Here is a 15,271-nt window from a genome sequence, read left to right as displayed (position 1 = left end):
ACGGCAGTAGCTGCGCACCTCGGACTCCAGGGTCTCGAAGACGCTGAGGTCGGGCTGGACGATGGTCACGCCGGCACCTGGTCGCGCAGGGCCGCCTGGACGAAGTCGGTGAAGGTGTCCACCGACTCGAAGTCGTCCGCGTCCAGTTCCTCCGGGTCGACGGTCAGGCCTATGGAGTTCTCCAGGGCCATCAGCATCTCCAGCATGGTGGTGGAGTCCAGGTGCAGGTCGTCGAAGAGCCTGACCTCGCCGCGCAGCCCGGTCACCGGGCGCTCCAGCACATCGGTCAGGGCGGCTTCGAGCGCACGCACGATCGCCTCGCGGTCCATCAGTGGTCCTCCTTGGTCGTCACTTCGCGGAGAGGGTGGGGTGGTCGGCCGACTCGGAGAGCGCGGCCAGCTTCTTGCGGTCGACCTTGCCGTTGCCGTTCGTGGGCAGGGCGTCGGTCAGGACGCAGCGCCGGGGGATCTTGAACGGCTCGATGTGCTGGCGCATCGCCTCGCGCACGGCGTCGGCGCCGATGCCGTCGCCGACCACGAAGAGCACCGCGCCCCGCCGGCCGGCCGGTGGCAGGACGGCCGCGGAGGTCACGCCCTCCACCCGGTGCGCCGCCGCCTCGACCTCGGTCGCGCTGATCCGGAAGCCGCGCTCCTTGTAGAGGTCGTCGCGGCGGCCGGAGAAGTACAGGAAGCCCTCGTCGTCCAGCCAGCCGTAGTCGCCGGTGCGCAGCTCCGGGAAGAGGCCCTCGGCGCGGGGGAAGCGCTCGGCGTTGAGTTCCGGGCGCCGCCAGTATCCGGCCATGACGTGCGGGCCGCGGACGACGATCTGGCCGATCTCGCCGGCCGGCAGCCGCCGCCCCTCGTCGTCGATCACCTCGATCCTGGTGCCGGGCAGGGGGTATCCGCAGGATCCCGGGTGCTCCAGATCGCCGTCCGGCGGCATGATCGCCGCGCGTTTGCACTCGGTGAGCCCGTACATCACCTGGATGCGCAGGTGGGGCAGGGCCTGCCTGAGCGCGCTCATGGTGCCCTCGGACAGGGCGGCACCGGTGTTGGTGAGCAGCCGCAGGTTCCGCAGGGCGCCGGGGCTGCGGCGGACCAGCCAGGCCAGCCGGTCGGCGATCGAGGGCACGCCGGGCAGCACGGTGGCCCGGGTCCTCTCCAGGTGGCTCAGCAGCGGCGGACCGGCCTCCGCCGCCGTGCCCAGGTGGAGCCGGGCCCCGCTGAGGGCGGCGAGGTGGAGCTGGTAGAGGCCGTAGTCGAAGGAGAGCGGCAGCGGGCAGTAGACGACGTCGTCGGCACGGTATCCGAGGCAGGCGTGGATCGCCGAGGCCGCGAACAGCACCTGCTGGTGCGTGCTCACCACCGCCTTGGGCAGTGCGGTCGTCCCGGAGGTGTAGATGAGGCAGACCGGGTCGACGGACAGGGTGCCGGGGTTCCCGGGTGCGGCCGGGGCGGAGGGGCCGGCGCCGAGGGCGCCTTGGAGGAGATCGGCGAGGAGCCGGAAGGCCACGCCGTGGTCCGCGGCGGTCCGGCCCGCGCCGGTGTCGTCGGAGACGAGGAGCACCGGTTCGCAGTCGCGCAGGACGTGCTCCAGGGGACCGCCGCGCACCTCCTCGTGCAGCACGCTGAAGACGGCGCCGAGCCGGGAGACGGCGTACACGAGTACGGCCGTGCCGAGTCCGTCGGCGGCGCTCACCACGACCCGGTCACCGGCGCGCACCCCCTGCTCGTGCAGCAGTCCGGCCATGCGGGTACTGGCCCGGGCGAACTCCCGGTAGGTGAGCGAGGCCCCGGTGGTGCTCAGGGCGGTGGAGTCCGGGGCGCGTTCGGCGGCACGGTCGAGCAGGTCGTGCAGCAGCACGGGGGGCGAGGTCATCACGACTCCTTCGCGGTGGTGGACGAAAGCGGTACGTCCCGCGCGGCGGACGGCGGCGCGCTCCCTTCGGTGACGGGCGGCACGTCGGGCCCGGTCGCGGGCGGCGCGCTGCTCCCGGTGGCGAGCGGCGCGTTCCTCCCCGTCGCGGGCGGCACGTGACTCCCGGTCGCCGGCGGCACGTCCGTGGCGGTGGCCGGCCTCGCCCTGGTCATCGGGATCACCGTCGTCGCGGTCGCCGTGCACACCAGCCGTGGGGTGCCGAGGACCTGTACGCCGCTGGGTCCGTGGGCCGGGCTGGCCTCGATGACCTTGTGCGCCTCCAGCTCGACCACCCGGCGCAGCCGGGTCGTGCGCACCAGACGGGCGCGGGCCTCGATGTAGTCACCGGGCCGTACCGGTGCCAGGAAGCGGACGCCGGAGTACTCGGCCAGCAGTCCTTCGTCCTGGTCCGTCCGTGCGGTGATCTCGGTGACGAGATCACCGAAGAGCCGCAGGATGTGCGCACCGTCCACCAGGCCGCCGCCGTAGTGGGCGTCCTCCTGGCCGATGCGCACCCGGAGGAAGGCGGACGCCTCGGCCTCCTGGTGCGTGTCCGCGAGGGACATGGGGGCACCGTCCTCTCTGAGCGTTCTGGCAGGGGGCGGGCCCGCCGGCGTGACCACTGCGAGGGCCACGGCGGCGGCCACGTTCTGCTTGTGGGTGATGGACACCTCGATGGCGGCCGGTCCCAGGGCGGCCGCACGGCCCCGCAGGACGACCACGGGGGCCCCGTCGGCGGCCCGGTCCACGCAGATGTCCCGCGGGGCGACACCGCGCAGCAGCCCGGTGCCCAGCACCTTCACCACGGCTTCCTTGGCGGCGAACCGTCCGGTCAGGAACTCCAGCCGGCGCTCCTCGCCCATGCGGTCGGCCAGCCCGATCTCCTCGGGGGCGTAGCTGAGCCGCAGGAACCACGGCCGGGTCAGCAGCCGGCGCAGCTCCGCGCTGTGCAGGACGTCCACGCCGACCCGGAGGGTGCCGGCCGCGGTGTCCGTCAAGGCGCCTCCTCGCCGTCCAGGCCGACGAGGCGCTGCCGGGCCAGCATGTCCTCGGTCGTGTCCCGTTCCCTGACCAGCCGGGCCCGGCCGCGGTGGACCAGCACCTCGGCGGGGAAGCCGTGGCTGAGGAAGAGACCCGGGGAGGCGGTGGGGCCGTAGGCTCCCGAGCGGCGCACGCCCAGCAGGTCGCCGGGGACGACCTCCGGCAGCGGCACTCTCTTGGCGACCACGTCGTTCGGCGTGCACAGCGGCCCGGTCAGCGTGTAGGGGCGCGCGACGGGGTCCGCGGGGCGGCCGAGGTGGGTCACGGGGAAGTTCCGCTTGACGAAGCTGCCGATGCCGACCGCCGCCATGTGGTGGTTGGTGCCGCCGTCCGCGACGACGAACCACTCCCCTCTCGACTGCTTCACGTAGCGGGCCCGGACGACGTAGGTTCCGGCGTCGGCGGTGAGGAAGCGGCCAAGTTCCATGATCAGCCGGCAGTGCGGGTGGCGCGCGGCGAAGGGGGCGACCACCTCGCGGACGCCGGCGCCGAGCGCGTCGAGGTCGAGGTCGTCCTCGTTCTCGAAGTAGGCGACTCCGAGGCCGCCGCCGAAGTCGACGGTCTCCAGCGGGATGCCCAGGTGGCCCGCCAGGTCCTCGGCCATGGCCAGGATGCCGGCGGTGTTCTGCACGACGTCCGCGTGGTGCAGGAACCGGGTGCCCATGTAGGCGTGCACGCCCTTGACCCGTACGTGCCGCAGCTCCCCCAGGGTCTCCTTGGCGCGGCGCACCTCCTCCTCGTCGATGCCGAACTGCCGCGGCTTGCCGCCCATGGCGAGGCCCGAACCCTTGCTGCCGAAGGACGGGTTCACCCGCAGCAGCACGGGGAACGGCGCTTGTGCCCCGCGCTCACCGACGAGGTCGTCCAACTGGCGGAGTTCCTCCAGGGATTCGCAGACCACGGCATGGATTCCGGCGTCGGCGCAGGCCGCCAGTTCCCGCGCGTCCTTGCCGGGGCCGAGGAAGATGATGTCCCGGGGGCGCACCCCGGCGCGCAGCGCGGTCACCAGCTCGGCGTGCGAGGAGACCTCCGCTCCGGCCCCCTGCGCGCCGAGGAAGGCGCACACGCTGATGTTCGGGTTGGCCTTCAGGGAGTAGAAGACGTCGACCGCCTCGGGCAGCAGGCCGCGCAGCCGGCGGTACGTGTCCTCCAGCACCTCGGCGTCGTAGACGAACAGGGGGGTGCCGAACTCCTCTGCGAGGGCGGTCGCCGGGATGCCCTGGAAGCGGGCCTCCACGGCGCTCACCGCTGCCAGCCGGGCTCGTCGGCAGGCTCGGCGAACATTCCGGCGGAATGGACGGAAAGGACGCGACTGCGCATTGCCTGATTCCCTTCGGTCACGGATTCGGTCACGGATGCGATCACGGATTCGGTCACGGATTCGGCCACGGTCACGGATTTCGTTTCCCGACGAGAAGAATTCTCGGCCGGTTTCCGCCGCCCGGGAAAGAGGTGTCCGGTGGCCACATCCGTCCCTGACCTGTTCAGGCCGCGTCAGGTCTCCCCGCCGTCGGGACGCAGGAGTTCGGGACGCAGCAGCGGCGCTTCGGCCCGCCGCAGCCGCCATGCCGCGAGCCGGGGCCGGCGGGCCACGGCGCGCCGCCACAGCCGCTCCGCCGCGACCTCGGCGCTCGCGAGGTCGGTGCGGCCCAGGAACACGCCGACCACCGGCCAGGGCGCGGCAGCCGCGTGCACGGAGACGTGCTCCAGTCCGTCCTCGCGGGTGGCGCAGGCCCGGAGAAGGGATCCGATGTCGTGAGGCAACGGCTCGCCGCCCGGGGGCGGATCGAGGGTGAGATGCACCAGAAGCATTAGTCGACTATGTCTCGTTCGATATAGTCTCACGATGCGTTACCGCTGGACTTTTCAGGCCAAGGACAGAACCGTCCAGGAATACGGGCGAATTCCCTGCGGCGGGTGCCGTGAAAAGCCGTCGGGCCCGCCGCCGTCGTATGCGACGGCGGCGGGCCCGGTGGCCTGACGGTCAGTCGCCGAAGAGGCCTCTCTGGACGGCGTGGACGCCGGCCTGGAACCTGCTGCGCGCATCCAGGTGAGCCATGAGTGCGGTGGAGATGCGCCGCGCGGTACGGGGTGACACGCCGAGCCGTTTGGCGACCGTCTCGTCGGTGGCTCCCTGGGCCAGGAGTCGTAACGCCTCGTGCTGCTGCGGGGTGAGCGCGTCCTCGGCGGGAGGCTGCACGGGGGCGGCGAACGGCTCGGCCGCCTGCCAGGTGGTCTCGAACAGGGAGCACAGCGTGGCCAGGACGCCGGGCGTGCGGATCACGATCGCCCCGTCCGCGGTGTCGTCACAGTCCGTGGCCATGATGGCGACACGGCGGTCCGCGATGATCATCCGGTTGGGCAGGGTCGGCACGGCCCGCACCTGGGCGCCGACGGAGGTGAGCCACTCGGCGTGTGCCACCGTGGCCGGGTCGTTGCGGATGCTGTCCAGGTAGATCGTGCGGATGGCCACGCCCCGCCCCAGCAGCTCCTGTGTCAGGGGACGGGAGTTGCGCATGTTGTCGGCGGTCTGCGGGCCTCCGGGGGCGAACGTCATCAGCTCGGACCGGACCGCCTTGTTCATCACCGCCAGGTGGTCGCGGATGTTGTCCAGCCCGCGGAGGTGTTCCACATCGTCCCGGGAGGCCTCCGGATCGTCGCCCGCGAACTCGGAGATCAGTCTGACCGCCGCGGCCCGGCTCTCCTCCAGTTGCTGCTGCTGCGCCGCGACCTCGGCCTGCTTGCGGGCCAGCAGGATCTCCATGGCCAGATGTGGCCGTACGGCGTGCAGGCGCCGGGCGTCCCCGCTCGCCGGGCGGATGAGGGCCATCTCGCTGAGCCGGTCGAGAGCGGTGTGTACGGCGCCCTCGGCGAGACCCGTCCGTCTGCAGAGTTCGGTCACACCGTCGTCGGGATGCGCGAGCATCTCCCGGTAGACCGCGTCGGTCGCGGCATCGAGCCCAAGAACGTCAAGCATGTACCAGCGCCCCTTGAGACACCATGCAAGCCCCTCGTCTCGTACGCTTCTTGCTCAGGTGTTTCTCTCGGGCCCCTTACCAGAACTGACACGCTCAAACCGGCCCGCCCCTCGGGCAACGGGCCGGTCCGGCAACGGCGTCGGCCGGAGCAGCCCGGTGTCGCGCTGCTCCGGCCGTGACGACCGACCGCGGTTCAGCGGCTCACTTCCCCTGGTCGGCCGGGCGGAGGGTCCACAGGACGCTCATCTCGCCGGTGACGGCGCCGTCCGCGCGCCGGATCTCGATCGACACCGGGAACTCGGGGCGCTGCCCCGCGTCCAGTTCGGCGACGACCTCGGCGGCCGGGCGGCCCAGCGTGGCGGTCGCGGTGACGGCGCCCATCGCCAGCTTCTTGTAGGCGATCTCGGCCCGCACGGCGAGCGGCACGGCGCGCGAGAGCTGGTCCCCGAAGGCGGCCAGCACGATGGCGCCGCTGGCCGACTCGCCCAGGGTGAACATCGCACCGGCGTGCGGGCCGCCCACGTGGTTGTGGTACGCGCCCTGGTCCGGCAGGGACACCACGGCCTTGTCGGGCGTGGTCTCCAGGAATTCGAGGTTCAGCGTCCGGGCCATGGGCACGGTGGCGGCGAGCATCTCGCCGATCGACATCTGGTCTGCGCTCATGGCCGTCATGTTACTCACGAGTAGCGAAGGCTGGCCAGTGGAGCGCACTAGGGTTACTGGCCATGTGGCCAGATCAGCAGCCGCCAGGGGGCGCGCAGAACCCGCAGGGCAACCCGCAGCAGAACCCGTACCAGCAACCGGGTCACCCGCAGCAGAACCCGTACCAGCAGCCGGGACAGCAGCAGCCGACCCAGCAACAGCCGAACCCGTACCAGCAGCCCGGGTACCAGCAGTACCCGCAGGCCGGCCCGTACGGACAGCAGCAGTGGGGACAGCCCCCCACCGTGCCCGTGCCCGCGACCGAGCCCCCGGGGGGCGGCGGCGGCCGTACGAAACTGATCGCGATCGTCGCGGCCACGGCCGTGGTGGTCACCGCCGCCGTGACCGGCTACCTGGTGCTGGGCGGCTCCGGCGACGAGAAGGCCGACGGCAAGGGCACGCAGACCGTGAGCGCGTCGCCGACCGCCAGCTCCTCCGCCTCGCCCACCTCGTCCACGACCGACAACCCGCGCTCCAACGAGACGGAGAAGCCGACCGTCGCGGGCTGGAAGGTCGTCGTCAACCCCAAGTACGGCACGGCCTTCGAGGTACCCGGGGACTGGGAGGTGGAGCGGCCCGGTGTCTTCTCCTTCTTCGAGGACGAGCAGAAGGGCGACGGCACGGCGTACATCGGCTTCTCCGGCGCCTCGTTCCTGAAACGGAACTACTGCACCTCCGACGCCGGCGGCTACAAGTCGTCGCACGCACTCGCGGGCAGCGGCACCAAGGGCGAGAACGGCGGCAAGGACACCGCGAGCATCGCCCGCGGCGACGCGGCCACCTTCGCGTTCGGCGGGTACACCGACCAGTCGGAGGCCGCCAAGAAGTACCTGACGATCGGCAAGGCGACGTCCTTCACGACGGCGTCGGGCGTCAAGGGCAGCGTCGCGACGTCGTACGTCGTCGGCGCCCCGAAGAAGAACAAGTGCGACACCGACGGCAAGGCCACCACGTTCGCCTTCAAGAACTCGGCGGGCGATTTCGTCTCCTGGACCTTCTACGGCGCCAAGGGCGTCAAGGACGAGGTGCCGGACGCGACCGTCGACAAGATCCTCCGCACGGTACGGCTGCACGGCGACCCCACCACGCAGTGACGGGGAAACCCACTTGTCAGACCGGCGGCCGGGCGGGGACAGTCGGCCGGTGACCCCCGTCTCCGGCTCCTCCCCCGCCCGCCCGCGCAGACCCGCCTGGGCGGGACGCAACTACTCCCTGCTGACCGCGGCCGCCGTCGTGACCGGTCTCGGGGCGAACGGCTCGCTGATCGCCGCCGCGTTCGCCGTGCTGGAGTCGGGCGGCGACGGCGGGGACGTCGGCCTGGTGGCCGCGGCCCGCACCCTGCCGCTGGTGGTGTTCCTGCTCATCGGCGGCGCGGTCGCGGACCGGCTGCCCCGGCACCGGGTGATGGTCGCCGCCAACGCCCTCAACTGCCTCTCCCAGGCGGCGTTCGCGGCCCTCGTGCTCACCGGTGAGCCCCGGCTGTGGCAGATGATGCTGCTCACCGCGCTCGGCGGCACCGGGCAGGCGTTCTTCGGCCCGGCCGCCGAGGGCATGCTGATGTCCTGTGTGGAGGGCGAACAGGCGGGCCGGGCGTTCGCCTTCTTCCGCATGGCCACCCAGGGTGCGGCCCTCGGCGGGGCGGCCCTCGGCGGCGCCCTGGTCGCGGCGGTCGGCCCCGGCTGGGTGCTCGCCGCCGACGCGGCGGCCTTCGCCGTCGCCGCGGCACTGCGTTCCTTCCTCGACGTCGGCCACATCCCGCCGCGCGCGCCGGGCGGGGGCATGCTGGCCGATCTCCGGGAGGGCTGGCGGGAGTTCACCGGCCGGCCGTGGCTGTGGGCCATCGTCGTCCAGTTCTCCGTCGCCAACGCGGTGGTCGGTGCGGCCGAGGCGGTCTACGGCCCGCTCGTCGCCCGGGACAGCCTGGGCGGCGCGGGCCCCTGGGGCCTGGCCCTGGGTGCGTTCGGGGCGGGCACGGTGGCCGGCGCCCTGCTGATGACCCGCTGGAAACCCCGCCGCCTGCTGCTGGCCGGCACCCTGTGCGTCTTCCCGCTGGCCCTGCCCGGTGCCGCACTGGCCGTGCCGGTGCCGGCGGGCGTGCTGTACGGAGTGATGTTCGTCGCGGGTACGACGGTGGAGGTGTTCGGGGTCTCCTGGATGACCGCGCTGCACCAGGAGATCCCCGAGGACAGGCTCTCCCGGGTCTCGGCCTACGACTGGTTCGGCTCGGTCTCCCTCATGCCGCTCGCCACGGCCCTGGCCGGCCCGGCAGAGACCGCCGTAGGCCGCACCGCCGCGCTGTGGGGCTGCGCCGCCCTGGTCGTCCTGGTCACCGCCCTGGTACTCCTGGTCCCGGACGTCCGCACCCTGACCCGCCGCACCCACCCGGTCACCGCCGCCCCGGCCTCAGCCGATGCCGAACGCCCCGTCGGGGGGCGCGGGTGAGGGCACCGCGTCGCTGTCCTCGACCGGTCCGGCCGAGCCGGTGAACTCCCGTAGGGCGGCGCCGTGTTCGACCCGGGCGGGAAACGCGTCCGCAGCGCTGCGGCGGGCCATCGCGGCGATGTCCAGCGGGCGGTGCGAGGCGGCGACCACCGCGTTGCCGAACCGCCGGCCGCGCAGCACCGCCGGCTCGGCGATCAGCGCCAGCTCCTCGAACACCGCCGCCAGTGTGGCGAGTTGGGAGCGCAGGAAGCCGAACGGCGCCGCGTCGGCGAGGTTGGCCAGATAGACCCCGTCCGGCCGGAGCACCCGCTCGGCGGTACGGACGTAGGCGAGCGTGGTCAGATGCGCGGGCACCCGGGACCCGCCGAACACGTCGGCGATCAGCACGTCGGCGTGATCGTCCGGCGCGCCCTCCAGCCAGGCCCGGGCATCGGCCGCGTGCAGGGCGACACCCGAGCCCGCCGGCAGCGGCACGTGCTCGGTGACCAGCTCCAGCAGCGCCCGGTCCGCCTCGACGACGTCCTGCCGTGAGCCGGGCCGGGTGGCCGCCACGTACCGGGGCAGCGTCAGCGCGCCCCCGCCGAGGTGCACCACGCCCAGCGGCGCCCCCTCCGCGGCGAGAGTGTCCAGCACGAACCCCAGCCGCCGCGCGTACTCGAACTCCAGGTACTGCGGGTCGTCGAGATCGACGTACGACTGCGGCGCCCCGTCGACCGTGAGCAGCCAGGCCCGCTCCCGGTCGACGTCCGGCATCAGCTTGGCGGTGCCGTGGTCGGTGGTCCGGGAGACGGGTATCTGCTCTGTCACCCGTTCATTGTGACGCGCAGATCCCCCGGCCCGGTCCAAGGCCCGCCCCACGGCCGCCCGGCGGCTCACCCCACGGCTCACCCCACGGGCCGCCCCGCGTCTCCGCCCCGCGGCTCACCCCACGGCGACGACCGTCCCCGCGCCCACGGTCCTGCCGCCCTCGCGAACGGCGAACCCGAGCCCCGGCTCCAGGGGCACCTCGCGCCCCAGCTCCACGCTCATCTCCACCGTCTCCCCGGGCCGTACGACCCCCTTCTCCCCCAGGTCCACGACCCCGACCACATCCGCGGTCCGGATGTGGAACTGCGGCCGGTACCCGCTGGAGACCGGTGTCGTACGACCCCCCTCGCGTCCGGAGAGCACCTGCACCCGGGCCGTGAACCGGCGGCTCGGCACCACACTCCCCGGCGCCGCCACCACGTGCCCGCGCCGGACCGCGTCCCGTGGCACACCCCGCAGCAGCAACGCCACGTTGTCCCCGGCCTGCGCCTCCTCCATCGGCTTGCCGAAGGTCTCGATCCCGGTGACCACGGTCTCCACGTCCGCGCCCGGCACCGCCACCCGGTCCCCCAGCCGGAGCGTCCCGCGCTCGACCGCACCGGTCACGACGGTCCCGCGCCCGGTGATGGTCAGCACGTTCTCGACGGGCAGCAGGAACGGCGCGTCCAGATACCGCTCCGGCACCGGCACGTACGTGTCCACCGCGTCGAGCAGCGCCTCGATCGACGCCGTCCAGCGCGGCTCGCCCTCCAGCGCCCGCAGCCCGGAGACCCGTACGACGGGTACCGCGTCACCGGGGTAGCCCTGGGCGGTGAGCAGGTCGCGGACCTCCAGCTCGACCAGGTCGGTGAGCTCCTCGTCGCCGGCGTCGGCCTTGTTCAGCGCGACCACGATGTGGTCGACGCCGACCTGCCGGGCGAGCAGCACGTGCTCGGCGGTCTGCGGCATGATCCCGTCGAGCGCGGAGACGACGAGGATCGCCCCGTCGAGCTGGGCGGCGCCGGTGACCATGTTCTTGACGTAGTCGGCGTGGCCCGGCATGTCGACGTGGGCGTAGTGCCGGGTGTCGGTCTCGTACTCGACGTGGGCGATGTTGATGGTGATGCCGCGGGCGGCCTCCTCCGGGGCGCGGTCGATGCGGTCGAACGGCACGAAGGTGCCGGTGCCGCGCCCGGCGAGGACCTTGGTGATGGCGGCGGTCAGGGTCGTCTTGCCGTGGTCGACGTGACCCATGGTGCCGATGTTCAGGTGCGGCTTGGTGCGCGCGTAGGCCGTTGTGGACATGGCTGTACCTCGGAGCCTCTCAGCCGTGAAGGAAGGACGCGGGACCCCGGGGACCGGCCGACCCTCCCCCTGCGGGGTCCGCCGGACGATCCGGAGAGGGTCAGCTTCGGGCGCCGTCGACAGCGGCCACGAGGAGCGGAACGGCAGCCTTCGGCGCGTCCGCGACGGCGGATGCGGCGAGAAGGAAGGCGTACCGGAACATGCCCTCGATCATCGCCGACGGTTCGTACGGCGTCGAACGGTTTTCGGAAATCGCACGCACATTCGAGGAGCGGGGCATGCCGTACCGGCCCCGGCGGGGCTTGCACCCCCCTCCGCACGGGCGTTACCTGGAATCACAGGGGTGACGCTCGACGTGGAGGTGACAGACGTGAAAGCCGTCGTCTACGAAGAGCCGTTCAGCGTGGTGGTGAGGGACGTCCAGGATCCCAGCATCCAGCACCCGAACGACGTGATCGTGCGCGTCACGTCGACCGCGATATGCGGCTCGGACCTGCACATGTACGAGGGCCGCACGGCGGCCGAGTCGGGCATCGTCTTCGGACACGAGAACCTCGGCGTCATCGAGGAGGTCGGCAGCGGCGTGACCTCCCTGTCCGAGGGCGACCGCGTCGTGATGCCCTTCAATGTCGCCTGCGGCTTCTGCAAGAACTGCCTCGCCGGAAAGACCGGCTTCTGCCTGACGGTCAATCCGGGATTCGCGGGCGGCGCCTACGGCTATGTGGCGATGGGCCCGTTCATCGGCGGACAGGCCGAACGGCTGCGGGTGCCCTACGCCGACTTCAACTGCCTCAAGCTGCCACCGGGAGAGGAGTTCGAGACCGACTTCGTCCTGCTCGCCGACATCTTCCCGACCGGCTACCACGGCTGTGAACTCGCCCAGCTGTCCCCCGGGGAGTCCGTGGCCGTCTACGGCGCCGGACCGGTGGGCCTGATGGCCGCCTACTCCGCGCTGCTGCGCGGTGCGTCGAAGGTCTTCTCCGTCGACCGCGTGCCCGAACGGCTCGCCAAGGCCGAGGAGATCGGGGCCATCCCCATCGACTTCACCAAGGGCGACCCGGCCGAGCAGATCAAGGAACAGACCGGAGGTGAGGGAACCGACAAGGGCGTCGACGCCGTCGGCTACCAGGCCCAGGCACACGACGCCAGCCACGAGGAGCCCGCCATCGTCCTCAACGAACTGGTCGAGACGGTACGGCCGACGGGCATGCTCGGCGTACCGGGCCTGTACGTGCCCTCGGACCCCGGCGGGCCGGACGAGCACGCCAAGCACGGCCAGTTGCTGGTCTCCATCGGCCGGATGTTCGAGAAGGGCCAGCAGATGGGCACGGGTCAGTGCAACGTCAAGCGGTACAACCGCCAGCTGCGCGACCTGATCATCGCCGGGCGGGCCAAGCCCAGCTTCGTGGTCTCCCACGAGCTGCCGCTCGACCAGGCGCCGCAGGCGTACGAGAAGTTCGACAAGCGGGTCGAGGGCTACACCAAGGTGGTCCTGCACCCCGGTCACGCTCTCGCCGCGTGAGTCACGGGCAACGGTCACGGGTCCGGGCGCCAGGGACGCCCGGACCTTTCCCCGCCCGCCACTTGACGGCGATCACACACGTTCGTCGGTTAGTGTCGTCGGATGCTCGATGCCAACCGCTCTGGCACCGCCACGGCCTCTCCCCGGGCCGCCGCCACGGAGCTCGCCGTCCCCGTCCCGCCCCCGCTGCGCCCCAGGGGCCTCGTCGCCACCTGCACCCGGGCGCTGTTCTCCCCCTACGCCCGGCTCTCCCTGCTGCTCGCGCTGCTGGCCGGCGCGGCCGCCTGCGTGCTGCTGTTCGAGCCGCAGCGGCTGCTGACGCACGGCTGGCCGCCGCAGCTCGGCGGGGCCGCGGCGGCCGTGGTGTTCGGGGCGGCGTACGGGCTGTGCACGGTGGCGTTCGTCCCGCGCCCCTTGCTGAACCTCGCCGCGGGCGCGCTGTTCGGCTCGCAGCTGGGGCTGACGACGGCACTCGCGGGCACGGTGCTCGGTGCCGGCGTGGCCTTCGGGCTGGGCCGGCTGCTCGGGCAGGACGCGCTGCGCCCGCTGCTGCGGGGCCGCTGGCTGCGGGCGGCCGACGGGCAGCTCAGCCGGCACGGGTTCCGGTCCATGCTGGCCCTGAGGCTCTTCCCCGGGGTGCCGTTCTGGGCGGCGAACTACTGCGCGGCCGTCTCCCGCATGGGCTGGCTGCCCTTCCTGCTGGCCACCGGGCTCGGCTCGATCCCGAACACGGCCGCCTACGCCGTCGCCGGCGCCCGTGCCTCGGCGCCGACCTCCCCCGCCTTCCTGATCGCGATGGCCTGCATCGCCGTACCGGCGCTGGCGGGCACGGTGCTGGCCTGGCGCAAGCGTCACCAGCTGCGCGGCCGGTGAGCGATGTGGTCCAGCATCATCGCCGTGGCCGGCACGCTGCTCGGCGGGGCGTTCACCGCGCTGCTCCAGTCCCGGCGTGAGCGGGCCGCCCGCGCCGAACGGAGAGCGGACGCGCTGCGCGTGGCGCTGGGCGAACTGGTGGCGGTCCTCGGCGACCACCGGCGGGCCCTGTGGCACCGCGAGGACCTGCGGCTGAACGGCGCGGACGCGGAGGCCGTCGAGGCGGCGCGCGCGGTGACCCACGCCACCCGCTCCGCCGTGACCGCCCCCCTGGTCACGGTCTCCGTCCTCGAACCCATCCTCACCGAACCGGCCCGCCGGGCAGCCCTGGCCGCGTTCGCCCTACGGGACGCCCCCGACCACACCGCCCTCGCGGCCCGCCGCGAGGCCGCCATCACCGCGACGGACGAACTGGTGGCGGCGGCGGGCCGGGCCATGGCCCGGTGACGGCCGCCGGGCGCCGGGACCCCGGGCGACCGGCTCGACGCGCCCCCGCCGGGTCACCCCTGGGGGGCGCGGGTCCCTCGCTCAGACGCCTTCCAGGATCATCGCGTTGGCGAGGCCGCCCGCCTCGCACATGGTCTGCAGGGCGTAGCGGGCACCGCGTTCGCGCATCGCGTGGACCAGGGTCGTGGTGAGCCGGGTGCCGCTCGCGCCGAGCGGGTGGCCGAGGGCGATCGCGCCGCCGTGCACGTTGACCTTGGCGAGGTCGGCGCCGGTCTCCTGCTGCCAGGCGAGCACCACGCTGGAGAAGGCCTCGTTGACCTCGAACAGGTCGATGTCGGCCAGGTTCAGCCCGGCCCGGCGCAGCACCTTCTCGGTGGCCGGGACGACCCCGGTGAGCATGAGCAGCGGATCGGAACCGGTCACGGCGAAGCTGTGCAGACGGGCCAGCGGGCGCAGCCCGAGCCGGGCCGCGGTCTCGCTGGAGGTGATCAGGACGGCGGAGGCGCCGTCGTTGACCGGGCTCGCGTTGCCCGCGGTGACGTTCCACTCGATCTGCGGGAAGCGCTCGGCGAAAACGGGGTCGTAGTAGGCGGGCTTGAGCCCGGCGAGGATCTCCGGGGTGCTGTCCGGGCGGACGCACTCGTCGCGGGCGACACCGTCGAGCGGCGCGATCTCGGCGTCGAAGAGCCCGGACCGCCACGCGGCGGCGGCCTTGTGGTGGGAGGAGACCGCGAACTCGTCCATCCGGGCGCGGGTGAGGGACCACTTGGCGGCGATGAGTTCGGCGCTGATCCCCTGCGGTACCAGGCCCTCCGGGTAGCGCTCGGCGACGCCGGGACCGAACGGGTCCTTGCCCGCGGGCACGTTGGACCACATCGGCACCCGGCTCATCGACTCCACACCGCAGGCGACCACGAGGTCGTACGCCCCGGAGATCACCCCCTGCGCGGCGAAGTGCACGGCCTGCTGGGAGGAGCCGCACTGGCGGTCCACGGTGGTGGCCGGGACGGACTCGGGCAGGCCGGCGGCGAGGACGGCGTACCGGGTGGTGTTCATGGCCTGCTCGCCGACCTGGTCGACGGTGCCGCCGATCACGTCGTCGATCAGCACCGGGTCGACGCCGGAGCGCTCGACCAGGGTGCGCAGGGTGTGCGCGAGGAGCTGCACGGGGTGGACGTGGGCGAGGGAGCCGTTCGGCTTGCCCTTGCCGACGGGGGTGCGTACGGCTTCGACGATGACTGCGTCTCGCATGGTGCGG

The 15,271-nt window shown here is 72.8% G+C and carries 17 protein-coding genes; 5 read left to right on the top strand and 12 right to left on the bottom strand.

Annotation, left to right across the window (positions count from 1 at the left end; all coding sequences use genetic code 11):
• Nucleotides 1–65 precede the first annotated feature (65 nt).
• The 8 genes from IEZ20_RS37840 to IEZ20_RS37805 form a co-directional block, all read right to left on the bottom strand.
• The gene (locus IEZ20_RS37840) at nucleotides 66–329 is read right to left on the bottom strand and encodes an acyl carrier protein (RefSeq protein WP_189307380.1); all 264 of its coding nucleotides are present in this window, start codon (nucleotides 327–329) and stop codon (nucleotides 66–68) included.
• Between the two features lie 19 nt (nucleotides 330–348).
• Nucleotides 349–1,878 carry a class I adenylate-forming enzyme family protein gene (locus IEZ20_RS37835; protein ID WP_189307378.1) on the bottom strand — a complete coding sequence of 510 codons (1,530 nt, stop codon included), beginning with the start codon at nucleotides 1,876–1,878 and terminating at the stop codon, nucleotides 349–351.
• A complete protein-coding gene (locus IEZ20_RS37830) occupies nucleotides 1,878–2,915 on the bottom strand; it encodes a holo-ACP synthase (protein WP_229896467.1) in 1,038 nt (345 codons plus the stop codon). Before IEZ20_RS37830 ends, IEZ20_RS37835 begins: the two co-directional genes overlap by 1 nt.
• Nucleotides 2,912–4,204 carry an alanine racemase gene (locus tag IEZ20_RS37825; protein WP_229896466.1) on the bottom strand — a complete coding sequence of 431 codons (1,293 nt, stop codon included), beginning with the start codon at nucleotides 4,202–4,204 and terminating at the stop codon, nucleotides 2,912–2,914. Before IEZ20_RS37825 ends, IEZ20_RS37830 begins: the two co-directional genes overlap by 4 nt.
• A complete protein-coding gene (locus IEZ20_RS37820; RefSeq protein WP_189307376.1) occupies nucleotides 4,201–4,353 on the bottom strand; it encodes a hypothetical protein in 153 nt (50 codons plus the stop codon). The genes IEZ20_RS37825 and IEZ20_RS37820 overlap by 4 nt, the downstream gene beginning before the upstream one ends.
• A gap of 99 nt (nucleotides 4,354–4,452) precedes the next feature.
• Nucleotides 4,453–4,770, bottom strand: coding sequence for a hypothetical protein (locus IEZ20_RS37815; protein WP_189307374.1), 318 nt, complete (start codon nucleotides 4,768–4,770; stop codon nucleotides 4,453–4,455).
• Between the two features lie 172 nt (nucleotides 4,771–4,942).
• The gene (locus IEZ20_RS37810) at nucleotides 4,943–5,935 is read right to left on the bottom strand and encodes a helix-turn-helix domain-containing protein (RefSeq protein WP_189307372.1); all 993 of its coding nucleotides are present in this window, start codon (nucleotides 5,933–5,935) and stop codon (nucleotides 4,943–4,945) included.
• 202 nt (nucleotides 5,936–6,137) lie between these two features.
• Nucleotides 6,138–6,608, bottom strand: a complete 471-nt coding sequence (locus IEZ20_RS37805) for a DUF4442 domain-containing protein (protein WP_229896465.1) — start codon at nucleotides 6,606–6,608, stop codon at nucleotides 6,138–6,140.
• A 53-nt stretch (nucleotides 6,609–6,661) separates the two neighbouring features.
• Between IEZ20_RS37805 and IEZ20_RS37800 the strand changes: the two genes are divergently transcribed.
• Together IEZ20_RS37800 and IEZ20_RS37795 are read left to right on the top strand one after the other, a co-directional pair.
• Nucleotides 6,662–7,732 carry a DUF8017 domain-containing protein gene (locus IEZ20_RS37800; protein ID WP_189307370.1) on the top strand — a complete coding sequence of 357 codons (1,071 nt, stop codon included), beginning with the start codon at nucleotides 6,662–6,664 and terminating at the stop codon, nucleotides 7,730–7,732.
• Nucleotides 7,733–7,781: 49 nt separating this feature from the next.
• Complete coding sequence (locus IEZ20_RS37795) at nucleotides 7,782–9,080, top strand: MFS transporter (RefSeq protein ID WP_189307368.1); 1,299 nt, start codon at nucleotides 7,782–7,784, stop codon at nucleotides 9,078–9,080.
• Here IEZ20_RS37795 and IEZ20_RS37790 read toward each other — a convergent pair.
• The 3 genes from IEZ20_RS37790 to IEZ20_RS37780 form a co-directional block, all read right to left on the bottom strand.
• Nucleotides 9,042–9,887: a spermidine synthase gene (locus tag IEZ20_RS37790; RefSeq protein WP_189307366.1), complete on the bottom strand. Its 846-nt coding sequence runs from the start codon at nucleotides 9,885–9,887 to the stop codon at nucleotides 9,042–9,044. The genes IEZ20_RS37795 and IEZ20_RS37790 overlap by 39 nt on opposite strands.
• A 114-nt stretch (nucleotides 9,888–10,001) precedes the next feature.
• Nucleotides 10,002–11,171: an elongation factor Tu gene (gene tuf, locus IEZ20_RS37785; protein ID WP_189307364.1), complete on the bottom strand. Its 1,170-nt coding sequence runs from the start codon at nucleotides 11,169–11,171 to the stop codon at nucleotides 10,002–10,004.
• 100 nt (nucleotides 11,172–11,271) lie between these two features.
• A complete protein-coding gene (locus tag IEZ20_RS37780) occupies nucleotides 11,272–11,451 on the bottom strand; it encodes a hypothetical protein (protein WP_189307400.1) in 180 nt (59 codons plus the stop codon).
• Nucleotides 11,452–11,541: 90 nt separating this feature from the next.
• Between IEZ20_RS37780 and IEZ20_RS37775 the strand changes: the two genes are divergently transcribed.
• The 3 genes from IEZ20_RS37775 to kilB all read left to right on the top strand — a co-directional run bounded on the left by IEZ20_RS37775 (nucleotide 11,542) and on the right by kilB (nucleotide 14,013).
• Nucleotides 11,542–12,693, top strand: a complete 1,152-nt coding sequence (locus tag IEZ20_RS37775) for a glutathione-independent formaldehyde dehydrogenase (protein WP_189307394.1) — start codon at nucleotides 11,542–11,544, stop codon at nucleotides 12,691–12,693.
• Nucleotides 12,694–12,795: 102 nt separating this feature from the next.
• Entirely contained in the window at nucleotides 12,796–13,566 is a 771-nt protein-coding gene (locus IEZ20_RS37770) for a TVP38/TMEM64 family protein (protein ID WP_189307362.1), read from the top strand.
• A 3-nt stretch (nucleotides 13,567–13,569) separates the two neighbouring features.
• Complete coding sequence (gene kilB / locus IEZ20_RS37765; RefSeq protein ID WP_189307359.1) at nucleotides 13,570–14,013, top strand: plasmid transfer protein KilB; 444 nt, start codon at nucleotides 13,570–13,572, stop codon at nucleotides 14,011–14,013.
• A gap of 81 nt (nucleotides 14,014–14,094) precedes the next feature.
• Here kilB and IEZ20_RS37760 read toward each other — a convergent pair whose 3' ends face one another.
• Entirely contained in the window at nucleotides 14,095–15,264 is a 1,170-nt protein-coding gene (locus tag IEZ20_RS37760; RefSeq protein WP_189307357.1) for a thiolase family protein, read from the bottom strand.
• Nucleotides 15,265–15,271 lie beyond the last annotated feature (7 nt).

The organism is Streptomyces cinerochromogenes, from assembly GCF_014648635.1.
Lineage (GTDB): Bacteria > Actinomycetota > Actinomycetes > Streptomycetales > Streptomycetaceae > Streptomyces > Streptomyces cinerochromogenes.
The sequence above is the reverse complement of the archived record's forward strand: the minus strand, read 5'-3'. Positions and strand labels throughout refer to the sequence as shown.

What these genes read in the sequence shown, in the direction of transcription:
- IEZ20_RS37840 (WP_189307380.1), bottom strand. Translation starts at nt 329, where the DNA reads ATGGACCGCGAGGCGATCGTGCGTGCGCTCGAAGCCGCCCTGACCGAT.
- IEZ20_RS37835 (WP_189307378.1), bottom strand. Translation starts at nt 1,878, where the DNA reads ATGACCTCGCCCCCCGTGCTGCTGCACGACCTGCTCGACCGTGCCGCC.
- IEZ20_RS37815 (WP_189307374.1), bottom strand. Translation starts at nt 4,770, where the DNA reads ATGCTTCTGGTGCATCTCACCCTCGATCCGCCCCCGGGCGGCGAGCCG.
- IEZ20_RS37810 (WP_189307372.1), bottom strand. Translation starts at nt 5,935, where the DNA reads ATGCTTGACGTTCTTGGGCTCGATGCCGCGACCGACGCGGTCTACCGG.
- IEZ20_RS37805 (WP_229896465.1), bottom strand. Translation starts at nt 6,608, where the DNA reads ATGACGGCCATGAGCGCAGACCAGATGTCGATCGGCGAGATGCTCGCC.
- IEZ20_RS37800 (WP_189307370.1), top strand. Translation starts at nt 6,662, where the DNA reads ATGTGGCCAGATCAGCAGCCGCCAGGGGGCGCGCAGAACCCGCAGGGC.
- tuf (WP_189307364.1), bottom strand. Translation starts at nt 11,171, where the DNA reads ATGTCCACAACGGCCTACGCGCGCACCAAGCCGCACCTGAACATCGGC.
- IEZ20_RS37780 (WP_189307400.1), bottom strand. Translation starts at nt 11,451, where the DNA reads ATGCCCCGCTCCTCGAATGTGCGTGCGATTTCCGAAAACCGTTCGACG.
- IEZ20_RS37770 (WP_189307362.1), top strand. Translation starts at nt 12,796, where the DNA reads ATGCTCGATGCCAACCGCTCTGGCACCGCCACGGCCTCTCCCCGGGCC.
- kilB (WP_189307359.1), top strand. Translation starts at nt 13,570, where the DNA reads ATGTGGTCCAGCATCATCGCCGTGGCCGGCACGCTGCTCGGCGGGGCG.
- IEZ20_RS37760 (WP_189307357.1), bottom strand. Translation starts at nt 15,264, where the DNA reads ATGCGAGACGCAGTCATCGTCGAAGCCGTACGCACCCCCGTCGGCAAG.